The organism is Chelatococcus sp. CO-6 (assembly GCF_001271345.1).
Taxonomy (GTDB): domain Bacteria; phylum Pseudomonadota; class Alphaproteobacteria; order Rhizobiales; family Beijerinckiaceae; genus Chelatococcus_A; species Chelatococcus_A caeni.
In genome coordinates this window covers 3,928,115-3,943,515 of record NZ_CP012398.1, presented here as the reverse complement: position 1 = coordinate 3,943,515, position 15,401 = coordinate 3,928,115, and the positions used below count along the sequence as shown (strand labels likewise).

15 protein-coding genes are annotated in these 15,401 nt (G+C 68.2%); 8 read left to right on the top strand and 7 right to left on the bottom strand.

From position 1 onward, the window contains the following. Positions 1 to 39: 39 nt before the first annotated feature. The 5 genes from AL346_RS18460 to AL346_RS18440 all read left to right on the top strand — a co-directional run bounded on the left by AL346_RS18460 (position 40) and on the right by AL346_RS18440 (position 4,341). Positions 40 to 681, top strand: coding sequence for a TRAP transporter small permease subunit (locus AL346_RS18460; protein WP_019404779.1), 642 nt, complete (start codon positions 40 to 42; stop codon positions 679 to 681). Further along, the gene (locus AL346_RS18455) at positions 678 to 2,099 is read left to right on the top strand and encodes a TRAP transporter large permease subunit (RefSeq protein ID WP_019404780.1); all 1,422 of its coding nucleotides are present in this window, start codon (positions 678 to 680) and stop codon (positions 2,097 to 2,099) included. The genes AL346_RS18460 and AL346_RS18455 overlap by 4 nt, the downstream gene beginning before the upstream one ends. Beyond that, a complete protein-coding gene (locus tag AL346_RS18450) occupies positions 2,089 to 3,468 on the top strand; it encodes an amidase (protein WP_019404781.1) in 1,380 nt (459 codons plus the stop codon). Before AL346_RS18455 ends, AL346_RS18450 begins: the two co-directional genes overlap by 11 nt. Further along, complete coding sequence (locus AL346_RS18445; protein ID WP_019404782.1) at positions 3,461 to 3,649, top strand: hypothetical protein; 189 nt, start codon at positions 3,461 to 3,463, stop codon at positions 3,647 to 3,649. The genes AL346_RS18450 and AL346_RS18445 overlap by 8 nt, the downstream gene beginning before the upstream one ends. Before the next feature lie 341 nt (positions 3,650 to 3,990). After that, the gene (locus tag AL346_RS18440; RefSeq protein ID WP_019404783.1) at positions 3,991 to 4,341 is read left to right on the top strand and encodes a DUF2200 domain-containing protein; all 351 of its coding nucleotides are present in this window, start codon (positions 3,991 to 3,993) and stop codon (positions 4,339 to 4,341) included. A 93-nt stretch (positions 4,342 to 4,434) separates the two neighbouring features. Here the strand turns inward: AL346_RS18440 and phnE (AL346_RS18435) are convergent, their stop codons facing one another. The 4 genes from phnE (AL346_RS18435) to phnD all read right to left on the bottom strand — a co-directional run bounded on the left by phnE (AL346_RS18435) (position 4,435) and on the right by phnD (position 8,042). After that, positions 4,435 to 5,259: a phosphonate ABC transporter, permease protein PhnE gene (phnE, locus tag AL346_RS18435; protein WP_019404784.1), complete on the bottom strand. Its 825-nt coding sequence runs from the start codon at positions 5,257 to 5,259 to the stop codon at positions 4,435 to 4,437. Next, on the bottom strand, positions 5,256 to 6,059 hold the full coding sequence (phnE, locus tag AL346_RS18430; RefSeq protein ID WP_019404785.1) for a phosphonate ABC transporter, permease protein PhnE: 804 nt from the start codon (positions 6,057 to 6,059) through the stop codon (positions 5,256 to 5,258). The genes phnE (AL346_RS18435) and phnE (AL346_RS18430) overlap by 4 nt, the downstream gene beginning before the upstream one ends. Then, positions 6,056 to 6,853 carry a phosphonate ABC transporter ATP-binding protein gene (gene phnC, locus AL346_RS18425; RefSeq protein WP_019404786.1) on the bottom strand — a complete coding sequence of 266 codons (798 nt, stop codon included), beginning with the start codon at positions 6,851 to 6,853 and terminating at the stop codon, positions 6,056 to 6,058. Before phnC ends, phnE (AL346_RS18430) begins: the two co-directional genes overlap by 4 nt. Positions 6,854 to 7,013: 160 nt before the next feature. Beyond that, positions 7,014 to 8,042 (bottom strand): phosphate/phosphite/phosphonate ABC transporter substrate-binding protein, encoded by a 1,029-nt coding sequence (gene phnD, locus AL346_RS18420; RefSeq protein ID WP_019404787.1) that lies wholly within the window; start codon positions 8,040 to 8,042, stop codon positions 7,014 to 7,016. A gap of 121 nt (positions 8,043 to 8,163) precedes the next feature. Here phnD and AL346_RS18415 point away from each other — a divergent pair, with 121 nt between their 5' ends. Together AL346_RS18415 and AL346_RS18410 are read left to right on the top strand one after the other, a co-directional pair. Further along, positions 8,164 to 8,850, top strand: coding sequence for a response regulator transcription factor (locus tag AL346_RS18415; protein ID WP_019404788.1), 687 nt, complete (start codon positions 8,164 to 8,166; stop codon positions 8,848 to 8,850). Further along, entirely contained in the window at positions 8,843 to 11,233 is a 2,391-nt protein-coding gene (locus tag AL346_RS18410) for a sensor histidine kinase N-terminal domain-containing protein (RefSeq protein ID WP_026015595.1), read from the top strand. The genes AL346_RS18415 and AL346_RS18410 overlap by 8 nt, the downstream gene beginning before the upstream one ends. 54 nt (positions 11,234 to 11,287) lie before the next feature. Here AL346_RS18410 and AL346_RS18405 read toward each other — a convergent pair whose 3' ends face one another. The 3 genes from AL346_RS18405 to AL346_RS18395 are packed head-to-tail and all read right to left on the bottom strand — an operon-like array spanning position 11,288 to position 12,517. Next, positions 11,288 to 11,698: a GFA family protein gene (locus tag AL346_RS18405; protein WP_019404790.1), complete on the bottom strand. Its 411-nt coding sequence runs from the start codon at positions 11,696 to 11,698 to the stop codon at positions 11,288 to 11,290. A gap of 37 nt (positions 11,699 to 11,735) precedes the next feature. Then, positions 11,736 to 12,200 carry an SRPBCC family protein gene (locus AL346_RS18400; protein ID WP_019404791.1) on the bottom strand — a complete coding sequence of 155 codons (465 nt, stop codon included), beginning with the start codon at positions 12,198 to 12,200 and terminating at the stop codon, positions 11,736 to 11,738. Beyond that, a complete protein-coding gene (locus AL346_RS18395) occupies positions 12,197 to 12,517 on the bottom strand; it encodes a helix-turn-helix transcriptional regulator (protein WP_019404792.1) in 321 nt (106 codons plus the stop codon). Before AL346_RS18395 ends, AL346_RS18400 begins: the two co-directional genes overlap by 4 nt. A gap of 200 nt (positions 12,518 to 12,717) precedes the next feature. Between AL346_RS18395 and AL346_RS18390 the strand changes: the two genes are divergently transcribed. Then, positions 12,718 to 15,333, top strand: coding sequence for a diguanylate cyclase (locus tag AL346_RS18390; protein ID WP_019404793.1), 2,616 nt, complete (start codon positions 12,718 to 12,720; stop codon positions 15,331 to 15,333). The last annotated feature ends 68 nt before the right edge of the window (positions 15,334 to 15,401 follow it).

Below are 15,401 nucleotides of genomic sequence, written 5' to 3'. Positions count from 1 at the left end.
CGGGCCGCCCGTTTCCCTTTCTCGCACGGCCGGGGTTCCATGGATCGCTTCATCTCGCTCGCCGACCGCCTGTCCGCATGGGTGGGCAAGGCCTTTGCCTGGGCCATCATGGTGATGACCTTCGGCACCGGCTACGAGGTCTTCGTCCGCTATGTGCTGAACGCGCCGACGAGCTGGTCGTTCGACGTTTCCTACATCATGTACGGCACGCTGTTCATGATGGGCGGCGCCTACACGCTGTCGCGCGACGGCCACGTGCGTGGCGACTTCCTCTACCGGCTGTGGCAGCCGCGCACCCAGGCCAAGATCGAATTCGTCCTCTACTTCCTCTTCTTCTTTCCCGGCATCCTGGCGCTCATCTTCGCCGGGTGGAAATATGCCGAGCGCTCCTGGCGCTTCGGGGAGGTCAGCGTCAACAGCCCGGCCGGCATCCCGATCTTCCAGTTCAAGACCGTCATCGTCGCCGCCGGCGTGCTGCTCCTCATCCAGGGCATCGCCCAGGTCATGCGCTGCATCATCTGCATGAGGACGGGGGAGTGGGTCCGCGCCAGGGATGACGTCGAGGAAACGGAGAAAAGGCTGATCGAGGAGCACGAGCGGGAGGTGCTGCTGCACGGCTCCGAGGCGATAGACGTGCCTGACCGCGACGACGACAACCGCCCGACGGGAGCACCGCGATGAGCGACCCGCATATCGCGCTCCTGATGCTCGGGGCGTTCATCTTCATCATCCTGCTCGGCTTTCCCATTGCCTTCACGCTCATGGCGATGGGCGTCGGCTTCGGCTACTACGCCTATTACGACGCGGGGCGCATGTGGCGCCCCTATTATCGTGCGCTCGACAGCGGCGCCGACAGCTGGACGCTGGTGGAGACCTGGGTCTCCGGCTTCTTCAACAACCGGATCTTCGACCTTTTCGTCAACCAGACCTATTCGGTCATGGCCAACGACGTGCTCACCGCCGTGCCGCTGTTCCTGTTCATGGGCTATATCGTCGAGCGGGCGAACATCGTCGAGCGGCTGTTCCACACGCTCGCGCTCGCGACGCGGCGCGTGCCCGGTGCCATGGCGGTGGCGGCGCTCGTCACCTGCACGCTGTTCGCGACCGCCACCGGCATCGTTGGAGCAGTCGTCACGCTGATGGGCCTGCTCGCCTTTCCGGCCCTGCTCAGGGCGCGTTACGACATCAGCTTCGCCTCGGGCGTCATCTGCGCCGGCGGCACGCTCGGCATCCTCATTCCGCCCTCGATCATGTTGATCGTCTATGCGGCCTCGTCCGGCGTCTCCATCGTGCAGCTCTATGCGGGGGCGCTGCTGCCGGGTCTTCTGCTGGCGGGGCTCTATCTCATCTACGTCATCGGCCGGGCCTGGCTGCAGCCGCAACTCGCGCCGAAGCCGGATGAGAGCGAGGTCGAGCAGATTTCGACCGGCCGTCTTCTCTTCCTGCTCGCCACATCCTTCCTGCCGCTCGCCCTGCTCATCCTTTCCGTGCTCGGGGCCATTCTCTTCGGGCTCGCGACGCCGTCGGAAGCGGCGGCGGTCGGAGCGCTCGGCGGCCTCGCGCTCGCCGTCGCCTACAGGGCGCTGACGTGGCAGCGCCTGCGCGAATCCGTCTACCTGACGGTGCGCACCACGGCGATGGTGTGCTGGCTCTTCGTCGGTTCGTGGACCTTCTCCTCCGTGTTCTCCTATCTCGGCGGCGAGCGGGTCATCACCGAATTCGTCACAAGCCTCGACATTTCGCCGCTGACCTTCCTGATCCTCGCCCAGATCATCATCTTCCTGCTCGGCTGGCCGCTGGAATGGTCGGAGATCATCATCATCTTCGTGCCGATCTTCCTGCCGCTGCTGCCGCATTTCGGCGTCGACCCGCTGTTCTTCGGCATCCTCGTCGCGCTCAACCTGCAGACCTCCTTCCTGACACCGCCGATGGCGATGTCGGCCTATTACCTGAAGGGGATCGCGCCGGCGCACGTGCATCTGGTGCAGATCTTCAAGGGCTGCTTGCCGTACCTCATGCTGGTCTTCGTGGCGATGATCGTGCTCTATATCTTCCCCGACATCGCCCTCTATCTGCCGAGGCTCGTCTATGGCCGCTGAGAAGACGACGGCAGCAAGCGATCCTGCCGGATGGACGGCCGTCGAGACGCGCGAGCGCGTCGCGGGCGGCGAGGTGACGGTGGCAACGGTGGCGGAGGCCGTGCTGGCGCGCATCGCGGCGGAGGACGAGGCGATCGGCGCCTTCGCCTTCGTCGATGCGGCCCGCGTGCGCGCCGAGGCCCGACGCCTCGACGGGCACCGCGCTTCCGGCCGGCCGCTCGGCCCTCTGCACGGCGTGCCGGTGGCGATCAAGGACGTGATCGACACCGCCGACATGCCGACGGAAAACGGCACGGTGCTCGACGCCGGCCGGCGCCCGGACAGGGATGCGACGCTCGTCGCGCGTCTGAAGGCCGCCGGAGCCCTCGTGGTGGGCAAGACGGCGGCAACCGAACTCGCCTTCCTCCACCCGGCGCGCACGCGCAATCCGCATGATCCGGAGCGCACGCCGGGCGGCTCGTCCTCCGGCTCGGCGGCAGCCGTCGCGGCCGGCATGGTGCCGCTCGCCGTCGGCACGCAGACGGCCGGCTCGGTGATCCGGCCGGCTTCCTTCTGCGGCATCGTCGGCTTCAAGCCGACCCACGGGCTCGTCTCGAGGGCAGGGGTGCTGCAGCTTGCCGCTCCGCTCGACACGGTGGGCGGCTTCGCCCGCACCGTCGAGGACGTGGCGCTCCTCGTCGACGCCATGGCCGGGCACGACCCGGCCGATCCCGACACGCGCGTGGAAGCCGCGCCGCAGCTCTTCTCGATCGCCTCGTCGCGCCCGCCGGTGCGGCCCGACCTCGCCTTCGTGCGCGGGCCGGCCTGGGACGAGGCAGCCGCCGAGACCAAGGCCGCCTTTGCCGAATTGCAGGAGGTGCTGGGCGAAGCGGTCGCCACGGTCGAGCTGCCGGACATCTTCCACGAGGCGGCCACCGCCCACCGCCGGCTCGTCACGGCGGGCATGGCGCGCAACCTGCGCCGCTATGGCGAGAGCGGCTGGGATGCGCTCAGCGAGACCATGCAGGCGACCCTCGCGGAAGGCCGCGCGGTGACGGCGGTCGATTACCTTTCGGCGCTCGACTGGCGCGAGGTGCTCGGTGTGGGCCTCGATCGCATCTTCGAGCGCTACGATGCCATTGTCACGCCGGCCACGCCCGGCGAGGCGCCGCACGGCCTGGGCTCCACCGGCAGCCCGGCATTTTCGGTGCTGTGGACCCTGTGCGGACTTCCAAGCGTAAGCCTGCCGCTGCTCCAAGGGCCGCACGGGCTGCCTGTGGGCGTCCAGCTCGTCGGACGGCGGGGCTATGACGGGCGCCTGCTGAGGACCGCACGGTGGCTCGCCGCCCATATCGCCGCGGCGACACAAGGGGGTGAGCGTCATGGATAGGCTGTTCGGCATCGTCGCTTTCGCGGCCTTCGCCGCCTTCCTCGCCATCATCGTGCTGCGCGTGCCGGAACCGGACCTCATCATCGTCTTCGCCGTCGTGCTGCTCATGGTGGCCTGGGACTTCTGGCTCGCTCTGCGTCCGCGCCGCCACCACGGCCGCGATCGGCGCCGAGGCCCTTAGCTGAGGCGTGCTCGTCAGCTCAACAGGGCCGCAGCATTGCGCGATCACGCCATCGGAAACGGCTGTAGCCAACTCGTCGCAAGTTCCATAATCTTCCTTATGCGATTTTCAGGCGTGCGTTAGCAGCCGTGTCGCGGTGGCCGTGACGGCACCGAGCGCGAGCACCCTCACCGCAGCGTCCAGGTCTCGTCGACCATCCGACGAGACCTCGCCCTTCCAGGAGGATGTCCCTTTCCGGCATCCCGGCCGGCCTCGGCCGTTCATGAACGCCCCCGCTGGATGTGGCAGCTTCATTCCGGCTACCTTCGATCGGCTGATCTGCGCAGAGCCAGGGAGAACGCATGACGAAACATCGCATCTATTCCGTCAGCGTGGCGAGCGTCTATCCGCTCTATGTCGCGAAGGCGGAAAAGAAGGGGCGCACGAAGGCGGAGGTCGACGAGATCATTCGTTGGCTGACGGGATACAGCCAGGAGGCGCTGGACGACCAGTTGGCGAAGAACACGTCCTTCGAGGACTTTTTTGGACGTGCGCCTCGGATGAACCCCTCGCGCGACCTGATCACGGGCGTGATCTGCGGCGTCCGCGTGGAAGACATCCAGGAACCGACCATGCGGGAAATTCGCTATCTCGACAAGCTGATAGACGAACTCGCCAAGGGGAAGGCGATGGAGAAGATACTGCGAAAATAGGGCCGGCCGCATTTCTCATGCGGCTGCAACTGGAGGATTGGCGCCCTCTGCAGACGGGCGGGGCAGAGCAAGCCCTGCCCCCTCCCCGATGGCTCAGATCAGCCGCGCCCGCAGCCACGACGTCACGATCTCGGTGACCACGACGACACTGAAGATCACGGCGAGGATGAGGCCCACCTGGTCCCAGTAGAGGTTGTTGAGCGAGGCATCGAGCGCGACGCCGATGCCGCCCGCACCCACGAGGCCGAGCACCGCCGATTCACGGATGTTGATGTCCCAGCGCAGCAGCGCGACGGACCAGAAAGCGGGCTCCACCTGCGGCCAGTAGCCCTTGACGAGGATCATCGCGCGCGGAGCCCCGGTGGCCGTCAGGGCCTCGACCGGCCCCTTCTGCGCCTCCTCGAGCGCCTCGCTGAAGAGCTTGCCGATGAAGCCGATGGAGCGGAAGGCGATCGACATGACACCGGCCAGCGCCCCGGGCCCGAAGATGGCGACGAAGAGCAGTGCCCAGATCAGGGAATTGACCGAGCGCGAGGACACGAAGATGAACTGCGCCAACCAGTTGAGGGCCGGGTTCCTGGTGAAGTTGCGCGCCGCGAGGAAGGCGAGCGGCAGCGCGAGCACGAGCGCGAGCAAGGTGCCGAGGGTGGCGATGTGGAAGGTCTCGATGAGCGCGTCGTGCACCTGCTCGGGATAGAAGGCCCAGTCGAACGGCCACATGCGCCGGAAAAGGTCGGCCGTCTGCTCCGGAGCATCGTAGAGGAACTCGGGGATGACCTCGATGGTGCGCAGCGACCAGACGACGGCAATGGCGCTCAGGATGTAGACCATCGAGCGCCCGATGCGCTCGGCCGGCGTGAAGCGGTGCCAGACGCGCGGCGGCTTCGCCGCCTGGGTGACGGGGGACAGGGCATTCACTGGAAGATCCTCCGCACCCGGCCCGACACCAGTTCGCACAACATGATGAGGGCGACGATGATGATCAGGATCGTGAGGACGACGTCGTAGTCGAAGCGCTGATAGGCGGTGAACAGCGGCGCGCCGATGCCCCCGCCGCCGACGATGCCGACCATCGTGGAGTTACGCAGGTTGGAATCGAACTGGTAGACGGTGAGGCCGACGAAGCGCGCCATCACCTGCGGGAACACCGCCATGATGAGCACGTTGAGGAACGGGGCGGCGGTGGCCCGCACCGCCTCGACCTGCTTGGGGTTCATCTCCTCGACCACCTCGGCGAAGAGCTTGGCGACGAACCCCATCGTGGCGACGATGAGCGCGAGCACGCCGGCGAGTGCCCCGAACCCGACCGCCTTGACGAAGAGGATGGCGACGATCACCGGGTGGAACGAGCGGCAGATGGCGATGAAGGCCCGCGCCGGCCCGTAGACCGCCACCGGAGCGAGGTTGCGCGCCGCGGCAAGCCCGAGCGGCAGCGACAGGAGCACCCCCGCAAAGGTCGCCAGAACGGCGATCTGCAGGCTCTCCACCATGCCCGTGTAGATGAGCGCCAGCTTGTCGGGCGCCATGTTCGGCGGGAACATCCGCGACAGGAAGTGGCCGGCATTGCCGAGCCCGGCGATGAAGCGCGCCAGCGTGACGTCGAGCACGCTCGTCGCGTAGATCGTGTAGATGACGAGCCCGGCCCAGGCGAGGCGCGCAGGCCAGTTGGCGGGAAAGGCGGGCGGGCGCAGCCGGCCCGGTGCGGCCGGGGCGCTCATAGCCAGTCCTCCCCGCCGTAGATCTCCTTCAGGTGGCTGTCGCCGAGGCCGTCAGGCGAGCCGTCATAGACCACCTCGCCGCGCGACATGCCGATGATGCGCTGCGCATAGCGGCGGGCGAGCTCGACATTGTGGATGTTGATGACGATGGGAATGGAGCGCTCGCGGGAAATCTGCGCCATCAGTTCCATGATCTCGACGGAGGTCTTGGGATCCAGCGAGGACGTGGGCTCGTCGGCGAGGATCAGGCCGGGCGATTGCATGATGGCGCGGGCGATGCCCACGCGCTGGCGCTGCCCGCCGGAGAGCTGGTCGGCCCGCCGCGTGGCGAAGTCCTCGCCGAGGCCCACGGCATCGATGAGGTCGAAGGCGCGTGCCACGTCGTCGGCCGGGAACCGGCGCAGGAAGGCACGCCAGGCAGGCACGTAGCCGAGCCGCCCCGACAGCACGTTCTCGATGACGCTGAGGCGCTCGACGAGATTGTACTCCTGGAACACCATGCCGATGCGCCGGCGCGCGAGCCGGAGCGCATCACCGCGCAGGCGCGCGAGGTCGCGGCCTTCGAACCAGATCTCGCCCGAGGTCGGATCGACCAGCCGGTTGATGCAGCGGATGAGGGTCGACTTGCCGGTGCCGGAAGGCCCGATGATGGCGGTGACGCCCCGCCCCTCGATGTCGAGCGAGATGTCCTTGAGCACCGGCTGGCCGGCCCGGTATTCCTTGCGCAGATGACGGATGGCGAGAAGGCCGGCCGATCCCTCGGCGGGCGTTGCGGCGGACGCAGCATGTGTCATGGGGCGATCCCTGGAACGATCGTCGTGAAAGGTGAAACGGCGCAGAGCGCCCTGCCCGCGCCGACGGCACGCGTCTGCAGCGCGATTTTCGAAGGCCGGCGGATGCATGGCTGCGATCGGCCGGGCTCTTCGGCCCGGCCGATCGGCTCATTGTCGGCGGTTACTTCTGCTGCTTGCGCTTGGCGAGGGCCTCGGCCTCCCGCTTGGCCTCGGCGTCGTAGGCAGCCTTGTTGTAGGGCGTGCCGGACTTCTCGGCCACGTCGCGCACCACGGCCCAGTCGTCCTTGTAGGTGATGGGCAGGAAGCGGTCGTCGCCGTTGAACTCCTTCTGCATCTCGGGCGTGAAGCGGAAGGAGAAGAAGCACTCGCGCAGCTTGGCCGCGAGTTCGGGCTTCAGGTCGTGCGCGTGGGCGAAGGAGGACGTCGGGAACACCGGGCTGCGGTAGATGACGCGGAAGTCCTCGGACTTGACGGTGCCGCGCACGCCCATGCGCTCGAAGACGTCGGAGGCGACGGCGGCCATGTCGTAGTCGCCCGAGCCGACGCCGAGCACCGACTTGTCGTGCCCGCCCGACATCAGCGGCTTGTAGTCCTGCTCCGGCGTCAGCCCCTCCTCGGGGAACAGCACGCGGGGGGCAAGGTTGCCCGAGTTGGACGAAGGCGACGTATGCGCCACCCGCTTTTCCTTGAGGTCCGACAGCTTCTCGTAAGGGCTCGACGTCTTGACGATGGCGAGCAGCTGATAGCCGCGCACCTGCTCGCCGACGCCCTTGGCGGCGAACGGCACGGCGCCGGCCAGGTTGACGGCGAAGCCGGTCGGCCCCGTCGAGAAGCCGGCGAAATGCAGCCGGCCGGAGCGCATCGCCTCGATCTGGGCGGCGTTGGACTGCGCAGGATAGTAGACGGTGCGCTTGCCGACGCAGGCCTCGAGATGCTCCGTGAACGGCTTGAAGATATTGGCGTAGACGGCAGGATCCTCGACCGGGGTGTAGGCCCAGACCAGGGCCGACGGATCGCGCCACTTGGCGGGATCGGTCGGCGCATCGGCCACGAGGTCCCGGTCGGCGTCGCAATAGAGCGTGTCGAGCTCGCCGCGGTTGGCGCACTCGTCGGCCCGGGCCGGACCGGGAGAGAAGGATGCCGCGGCCACGGCAGTGATGCCCAGCGTCAGGAATAGGTTGCGAATCATGTGCGTTTCCTCGCTTGTCCGCCGGTCGCGCCTTGTGGGCGACGCCGAGTGCTTGTCATTGACGGGCGATAGGCTAGGCTCGGTTCGCTGTCATAAGCCTGTCAACGCACCGTCATGAAAAATGCGGATTCTGCTGATCGAGGATTCTGCCGACCTCGCCGAGGCGATCGTCGCCCGGCTGCAGCGTGAGGGGCATGGCGTCGTCTGGACCGCCGACGGGGACGAGGGCGCCGAATTCGCCGCCCACGAGCCGGTGGACCTCGTGGTGCTCGACATCAACCTGCCGGGGCGGGACGGCTTTTCCATCCTGCGCGAGATGCGCCGCTCCGGCACGACCATGCCCGTCCTCGTCATCACCGCCCGGGCGGAGATCGACGACAAGGTGAGCGTGCTCGACCTCGGCGCCGACGACTACCTCGTCAAGCCCTTCGACCTGCGCGAGCTCGAGGCCCGCATCCGCGTGCTCCTGCGCCGCCGCATGGGCGAGGCGCAATCGCTCATCAGCTATGGCGACTTGTCCATCGACCTCGTCTCGCGCACCGCCATGGTGGGCGGCGCGCTGGTGGAGCTTGGCCGGCGCGAGTTCGGCCTGCTCGAACTGCTGATGGCGCGGGTTGGCCGGCCGGTGAGCAAGGAGCGGCTCGTGGCACACCTGTTCGGCCACGACGACACGGGCTCGCCCAATGCCGTGGAACTGCTGGTCTCGCGCCTGCGCCGCAAACTCGAGGGCTGCGGGACGGAGATCGTGACGCAGCGCGGCGTCGGCTATTTCCTGCGCACCGGCGACGGGGACGCTCCGCTTGCCTGAGGACCGCTCGATCCGCCGCAGCGTCATGGCCGGGGCGGCGGCTGTGCTCGCCGTCATCGGGCTCCTGCTCTTCATGGCCATCCGCGTCTACGCCGTGCGTGCCGCGGATGAAGCGTTCGACCGGGTGCTCGCCGCCGCGGCCCTGTCCATCGCCGATACCGTGGAGATCCAGGAGGGGGACGTCACGGTCGACATTCCCTACGCCGCTTTCGCCATCCTCGGCACCTCGCGGCTCAACCGCATCTTCTATCGCGTGGTGGCGCCGAACGGCGGGCTCGTCACCGGCTCGCCGACGCTCGGGCTCGAGGTGCCGCAGGCCAGCACGCCCGAACCGCGCCTCCACGACAGCGTCTATCGCGGCACGCCCATCCGGATCGCCGCCGTGGCGCGCTACCACGCCGGCACGAGCGGCAGCGGATGGGTCGACGTGCTGGTCGCAGAAACCCGGGAGGCTCGCCAGCAGCTCGCCGGCCAGCTGACGCGCAACGCACTCCTCCCGACGCTTGCCGTGGCACTCGTCGCCTTCTGCCTGATCTGGCTTGCGGTGCGGCGCGCCTTCCTGCCCCTCGGCGTGGTCGAGGCCGACATCCGCGGCCGTGCGGCGTCGGACCTCGCACCGATCCGGGGACCCGTGCCGCGCGAGGTGCGTGCGCTCGTCGCCGCGCTCAACGAATTCATGGACCGCCTCGGCTCGACGCTCGACGGGCTCAAGCGCGTGACCGCGGATGCCGCCCACCAGCTGCGCACACCGCTCGCCAACATCCGCGCCCAGTCGGAGGTAGCGCTCGACGAGGCGCCGGACGGAAGCGTGCGCGAGCGGCTAGCCCGCATCCACGTCAATGCGGTGAACGCCAGCGTGCTGGCGAGCCAGATCCTGAGCGACGCCACGATCCTGCACCGGCTCGAAGCGCAGCCGCGCGCCATCGTCGACCTCGCCGCCACGGTGCAGGAGGCCGTGCGCCGCATCGATCCGCTGCAGGCGCAACGCCTTCGCCTGGCCGGTTGCCATGGCGAACCCGTGCCCGTGCGGGGCGACGCGTTCGTATTGCGCGAGATGGTCCGCAATCTCGTCGAGAATGCCCTCGTCCATGCCCCTGCGGGCCCGGTGGAGGTGTCCCTCACCTGCCAGGCCGGCGAAGCGCGGCTCAAGGTGCTCGACCGGGGCCCCGGCCTCGATGCCGACCTGCTCGAGCGCGTGTTCGAGCGCTTCGTGCGCGGCGACGAGACGACGCCCGGCTCCGGCCTCGGGCTGCCGATCGCGCGCACCGTGGCGCGCGCTTGCGGCGGCGACGTGACGCTCGCCCCGCGCGAGGGCGGCGGCCTGTGCGCCTTGGTGAGACTGCCGCTCGCAGACCAGCGGCCCCGCCCTCCGGGCGGCGGCACCGCAATCGCTCTGGCGCTCCCCATCGTCCTTGTTGCAGCGCTCCTGCCGCTTCAGGCGGCGGCACAGGCCAAGCTCTCCATCCTCGGCACGGCGCCGGCCGAACAGATGGCGCCGCTGATCGCCGCCATCGAGGCGAACGATCCCGGCACGACGGTGGACTACCGCGCCGTTCTGCCCACCGAGGCCGCCCTCGGCGTGATCGCCGTGGCGGCCGGCGCCAGCTCGCCCGATCTCCTGCTCCTGTCGTCGCCGGACCTCGCCGTGCAGCTCGCCAACGAGGGCTACGTCATCTCGCACACGGCCCAGCCGGCGGGAGGCGACCCGCCCATCCACTGGCGCGGCGAGGTGTTCGCCGTCGCGGCCGATCCGTCAGTGATCGTCGTGCGCAAGGATGCCCTGCCCGGCCCCGAGGTGCCGCGCAGCCGCATTGCGCTCGCCCAGTTGCTGGAGCGAGCGGCGACGCGCCTCTCCGGCCGGGTCGGCCTCGTCAATATCGGCATCGACAGCGTCAGCTATGTCGCCGCGGCCCAGGATTCACTGCGCTCGCCGCTCTTCTGGCGGGTGACGCGCGGCTTCGGCGCCGCGCAGGTGCGCATCTTCGACCATGCCGGCGAACTCCTGCAGGCCATGGCGGCCGGCGAGCTCGACCTCGCCTACAACGTGCCGCTGTCGGCCGCCCAGGCCGCTATCGCGCGCGGGGCGGCGATCGAGATCGTCGTGCCCGAGGACTATACCGTCTCCGTGCCCTGGACGGTGTCCATTCCTAACAGTGCCCCGAACCCCTTCGGCGCCCGGCGCGCGCTCGATCTCATCGTGGGCCGCGACGGCGCCCGGGCGCTGGAGGCCGGCGGTATCGGCGCCGGCCCTCCCCTCACGCCCGGCCGCACCGACAGCATCCGGCAGACCGTCGCGCTCGGCCCGGAACTTCTCGTCTTTCTCGATCCTCTGAAGCGCACCCGCTTTCTCGACACCTGGATCCAGCTCATCGTCGGCCCCTAGGCCGGGGGACGCCTTGCTGAACGGCCAGCCGCCCGGCCCGCGCCCATCATCACGTCAGGGAGCCATGCGCTCGAACCTCTGCAACGAGGGATCGATCGTGTCCCAGGCAAGGCCGCGGATGCTGTAGGTGACCACCTGCGGGGTGAACTGGCCCGGGTCGTCCAGGCTCGCCGCGTGGACCGCGATGAGGTCCGGCATGGCCGGGAAGGTGAGATAGACCGGCGTTCCACAGGTCGGGCAGAAGGCGTGGATCTTTTCGTTCCCGCTGTCGCCCTTGACGCTCCAGCTTTTCGCCTCGCCCGTGACGGTCACCTCGGCTCGCCGGGGGAAGGTCAGGTAGGAGCCGTGGCCAGTGCCGCTCCGTTTCTGGCAGTCCCGGCACTGGCAATGGTTCTCGAAGATCGGCCGGCTGGCCGTCTCATAGCGGATCGCCCCGCAGGCGCATCCGCCGGTGTAGCGCTTCATCACGGCTCTCCCTGAAAAGTCTGCAGATCACCCGTGATCAGGCCGCCTTCGGCTTGGCGAAGACGTCGAGCCCGCGCCCGGTTTCGAGGAAGGATTTCAGGCTGGAGAGGACGACCGGCCAACCGCGCCTGATGCCCTTGTCCATGCCGCTGCCCGGCTCGAGCTCGTCATGGGTGACCGTCAGCCGGACCATGTTCTCGTATGTCTCGATCTCGAAGGTGACCCGGCTGTGGCTTGCCGGATCGGCCGCCTGCGAGGCATTCGCCCAGGTGATGACGAGGCGGGACGGCGGCGAGACCTCCATGACCTTGCCGACGAGCTCGACGGTCCGCTCGTCATTGGCGCGGATATGCTTCCATGTCGATCCGGCCTTCCAGTCGGAAACGTTCTCGTGGCCCCAGTAGCGCCGTGCGACCTCCGGTTTCGTGATGGCCTCGAACACCTTTTCCGGTGTCGAGAGAATATAGGTCACGTAGACGAAGCTGGTTGTCTCGGTGGTCATTGCTCATCTCCTTCGAGCTCTTTCTTCAGGTCGTGCAGCAGGCTGAGCCGCTGGCGTTCGAATTTCCGGACCCACCGCTCGTAGACCTCGTGGAGCGGCACGGGATTGATGAAATGCAGCTTTTCCCGGCCGCGCCTGACCGTGCTCACCAGATTGGCCGCCTCCAATATGTCGAGGTGCTGCGTGGCGGATTGCCGGGCCATGTCCAGCTTTTCGCAGAGCTGCCCGAGCGTTTGCCCGTTCCTTTCGCAAAGAAGGTCCAGCAGCCTCCTGCGTGTCGGGTCCCCGAGCGCCTTGAAAACCTTGTCCGCGTCCATCCGCTTCACCCGTCCGTGAGAATGAAATATGCAGGTAAATGACTGCATGTCAAGCAGCGACCAAGACGCGACGGGTCGACATCCTGATGCTCGTCCGCATGGCCTCATGGCCGCGAGGCGGCGCTCAACCAAGTGTCAATGTTCGTCGCCCATAGTGCTTCATCCCGTGGCGTAATCTGCGACATTGGCCGGAAAAGCGAGTGGTGGGAAAAGACCATCTGATACCTGCGACCTATCGGAGCGGCGTCGTCGCCGCCGCCGTACTCGTGGTGGGGCTGGCTGCAACCTTCACGGCCCGCACGATCACCGAGCGCATGATGGCCGCCGACATGCGCCAACGTTTTGCGGCCGACGCCGCGGCCACTACGGATGCAATCGGACAGCGCCTGCGCGCACACGGGGAAGTGCTGGTCAGCATGCAGGGCCTCTATGCTTCCGTGGGCCGTGTGGACCGCGCCCAGTTCCGCCGCTACGTCGGTGTCCTCGATCTCGAGCGCCGCTATCCGGGCTTCCAGGCGCTGCAGGCCTTGCGCCATGTCGCGCCGGCCGACCTCGACGCCTTCCTTGCCGAGGTCCGTTCGGACACGAGCCTCGATCCACGCGGGCAGCCGGGCTTTCACGTTCACCCGGAGGGGCAGCGACAGGCCTATAACGTGGTGGAGCTGGTCGAGCCGCTGCAGGGCAACGAGAATTCCGTGGGCTTCGATGCCGGGGCCAACCCGTTGCAGCTCGATTCCCTGCGTCGCGCGGCTGAAAGCGGGCGCATCGTCGCGACGCCGCCGGTGAAGCTGGTGCAGGACACGACCGGCGGACAGGGCTTCATCCTGCGCGCGCCCATCTACCGCGTCGGTGAGCCGGTGCAGACGGTCGCCCAGCGGCATGCGGCCCTGCGCGGCTACGTCGCGGCGGTCTACCGGGTCAACGACCTGATGCGCGGCGTGCTCGATGCGCGGACCCTGCAGCAGATGCACATCCGCATCATCGATCGCGGCTACGCGCGGGCGACCGCCGAAGGCGTCATGACCGACGAACCGGAGGATCCGGCGGCGGTTGCGACCCTGATGTACGACAGTCTCGAGGCCAACCTGCGGCTCGTGACGCCCGTTGCCGTCTCGGCGCTCGGAATTTCGGCGGAGCGTGCCCTCGTCGTCGGCGAGCGGGTGTGGATGCTCCAGTTCGCCGCCCGGCCCGGCTCGACCTACGAAGTCGACCGGATGGCGCCCAATGTCGTCCTGGCCAGCGGCTCGATCATCAGTGCCTTGCTGGCGCTCCTCTCGCTCACCGTGATGCGCTCGCGCCGCCTGTCCGGCAGCCTCGAAACGCTCGACGCCGAGCAGCGCGCCCTCGTCGAGAACCCGCTCGCCGGCATTCTCTTCACCGACGGCAGGCGCGTGCTGCGCGGCAACCGCCGGATCGCCGAACTGTGCGACGTGGACGCCGAGAAGCTGGCGGGACTCGACATCGAGACGCTTCTCGTCGCGCCACGTGACGTGGAGGCCTTCGAGGCCGCCCTCGGCAAGATCCGCGCCTCCGGGGCGGCGGGTGTCGAGCTCACCATGCGGCGCGCCGACGGCTCGACCTTTCCCGTCGACGCCTATGGGCGGCCTCTCGTGGCGGGCGGCCGCAACGGCCGGGGCGACATCCTCTGGGTCATCCAGGACAAGACGGATGCGCTGCTCGTCGAGGCGGAGCGGCGCGACCACGCCAGCAAGCTCCAGGATGCCAACGAGCGGCTCACCGCGTCCCTGCACGCCGCCGAGGCCCGCACCAAGGAAATCGCGCTGCTGACGGAGCTCAGCGGCGTTTTGCAATCCTGCCACAAGCTCGAGGAAGTGTTCGCCGCGGTGCGGAGCTATGCGAGCCGCCTCTTCCCGGACGAAGCTGGCGCGCTGTATGTCCTCAACGCGGCGCGGGATCTTGCGACGCGCGGTGCGTGCTGGGGCGAGCCCGTCGCGGACTGCGCCTCCTTTCACCCCGATCTGTGCTGGGCGCTGCGCCGCGGGCAGACCTTCCCGACCTCGGATGCGAGCCGGGGCCTTGTCTGCGCCCATATCACCGGCTGCTGCGAAGTGCCGCCGGCCGGTTTCGTATGCCAGCCGCTCATCGCCCAGAACAACCTGCTCGGGCTGCTCTACCGCGAGCGCGGGGAAGCAGCGTGCAACGAGGCGGCCATGCAACTCGCGACGATGCTGTCGGAGCAGGTTTCGCTCGCCATCGCCAATATCGAGCTGCGCGAGCAGCTGCGCAGCCAGGCGCTGCGGGACCCGCTCACCGGGCTGCACAACCGCCGCTTCCTCGAAGAGGCCCTGGCGCAGGAGATCGCCCGCTGCACACGCAGCGGCAAGCCGCTGTCGCTCGCCATACTCGACATCGACCATTTCAAGCGCATCAATGACACCTGCAGCCACGAGGCGGGAGACGCGGTCCTGCGCGAACTTGGCGACATCCTGCGCAAGCAGGTGCGCAAGAGCGACATCGTCGGCCGGCTCGGAGGCGAGGAGTTTCTCCTCCTGCTGCCCGAGGTCGACCTCGAGACGGCGCTGAAGCGGATGACCAACCTGCTCGATGCCGTGCGCGGCATGAGCGTGACCTGGCAGGACGGTGTGCTGGACGACATCACGGCGTCCATCGGTGTCGCCGTCATGCCGCTGCATGTCGAGGACGGCCAGGGCCTCTTCGCCGCAGCGGATGCGGCGCTTTACCGGGCGAAGAGCCAGGGTCGCAATTGCATCGTCGTCAGCGACCGGGTTGCGGCGCCCCTCCTCGCCCCGCTCGAAGGTGCCGAGGCACGGCCGCCGTCCCGGTCAATCGCGTGACGACCGGCGCCGACGGCGAACCGAAGATGAGAAGCCTGTCCGGATATTCGTGCGGCCCATGCCACGGA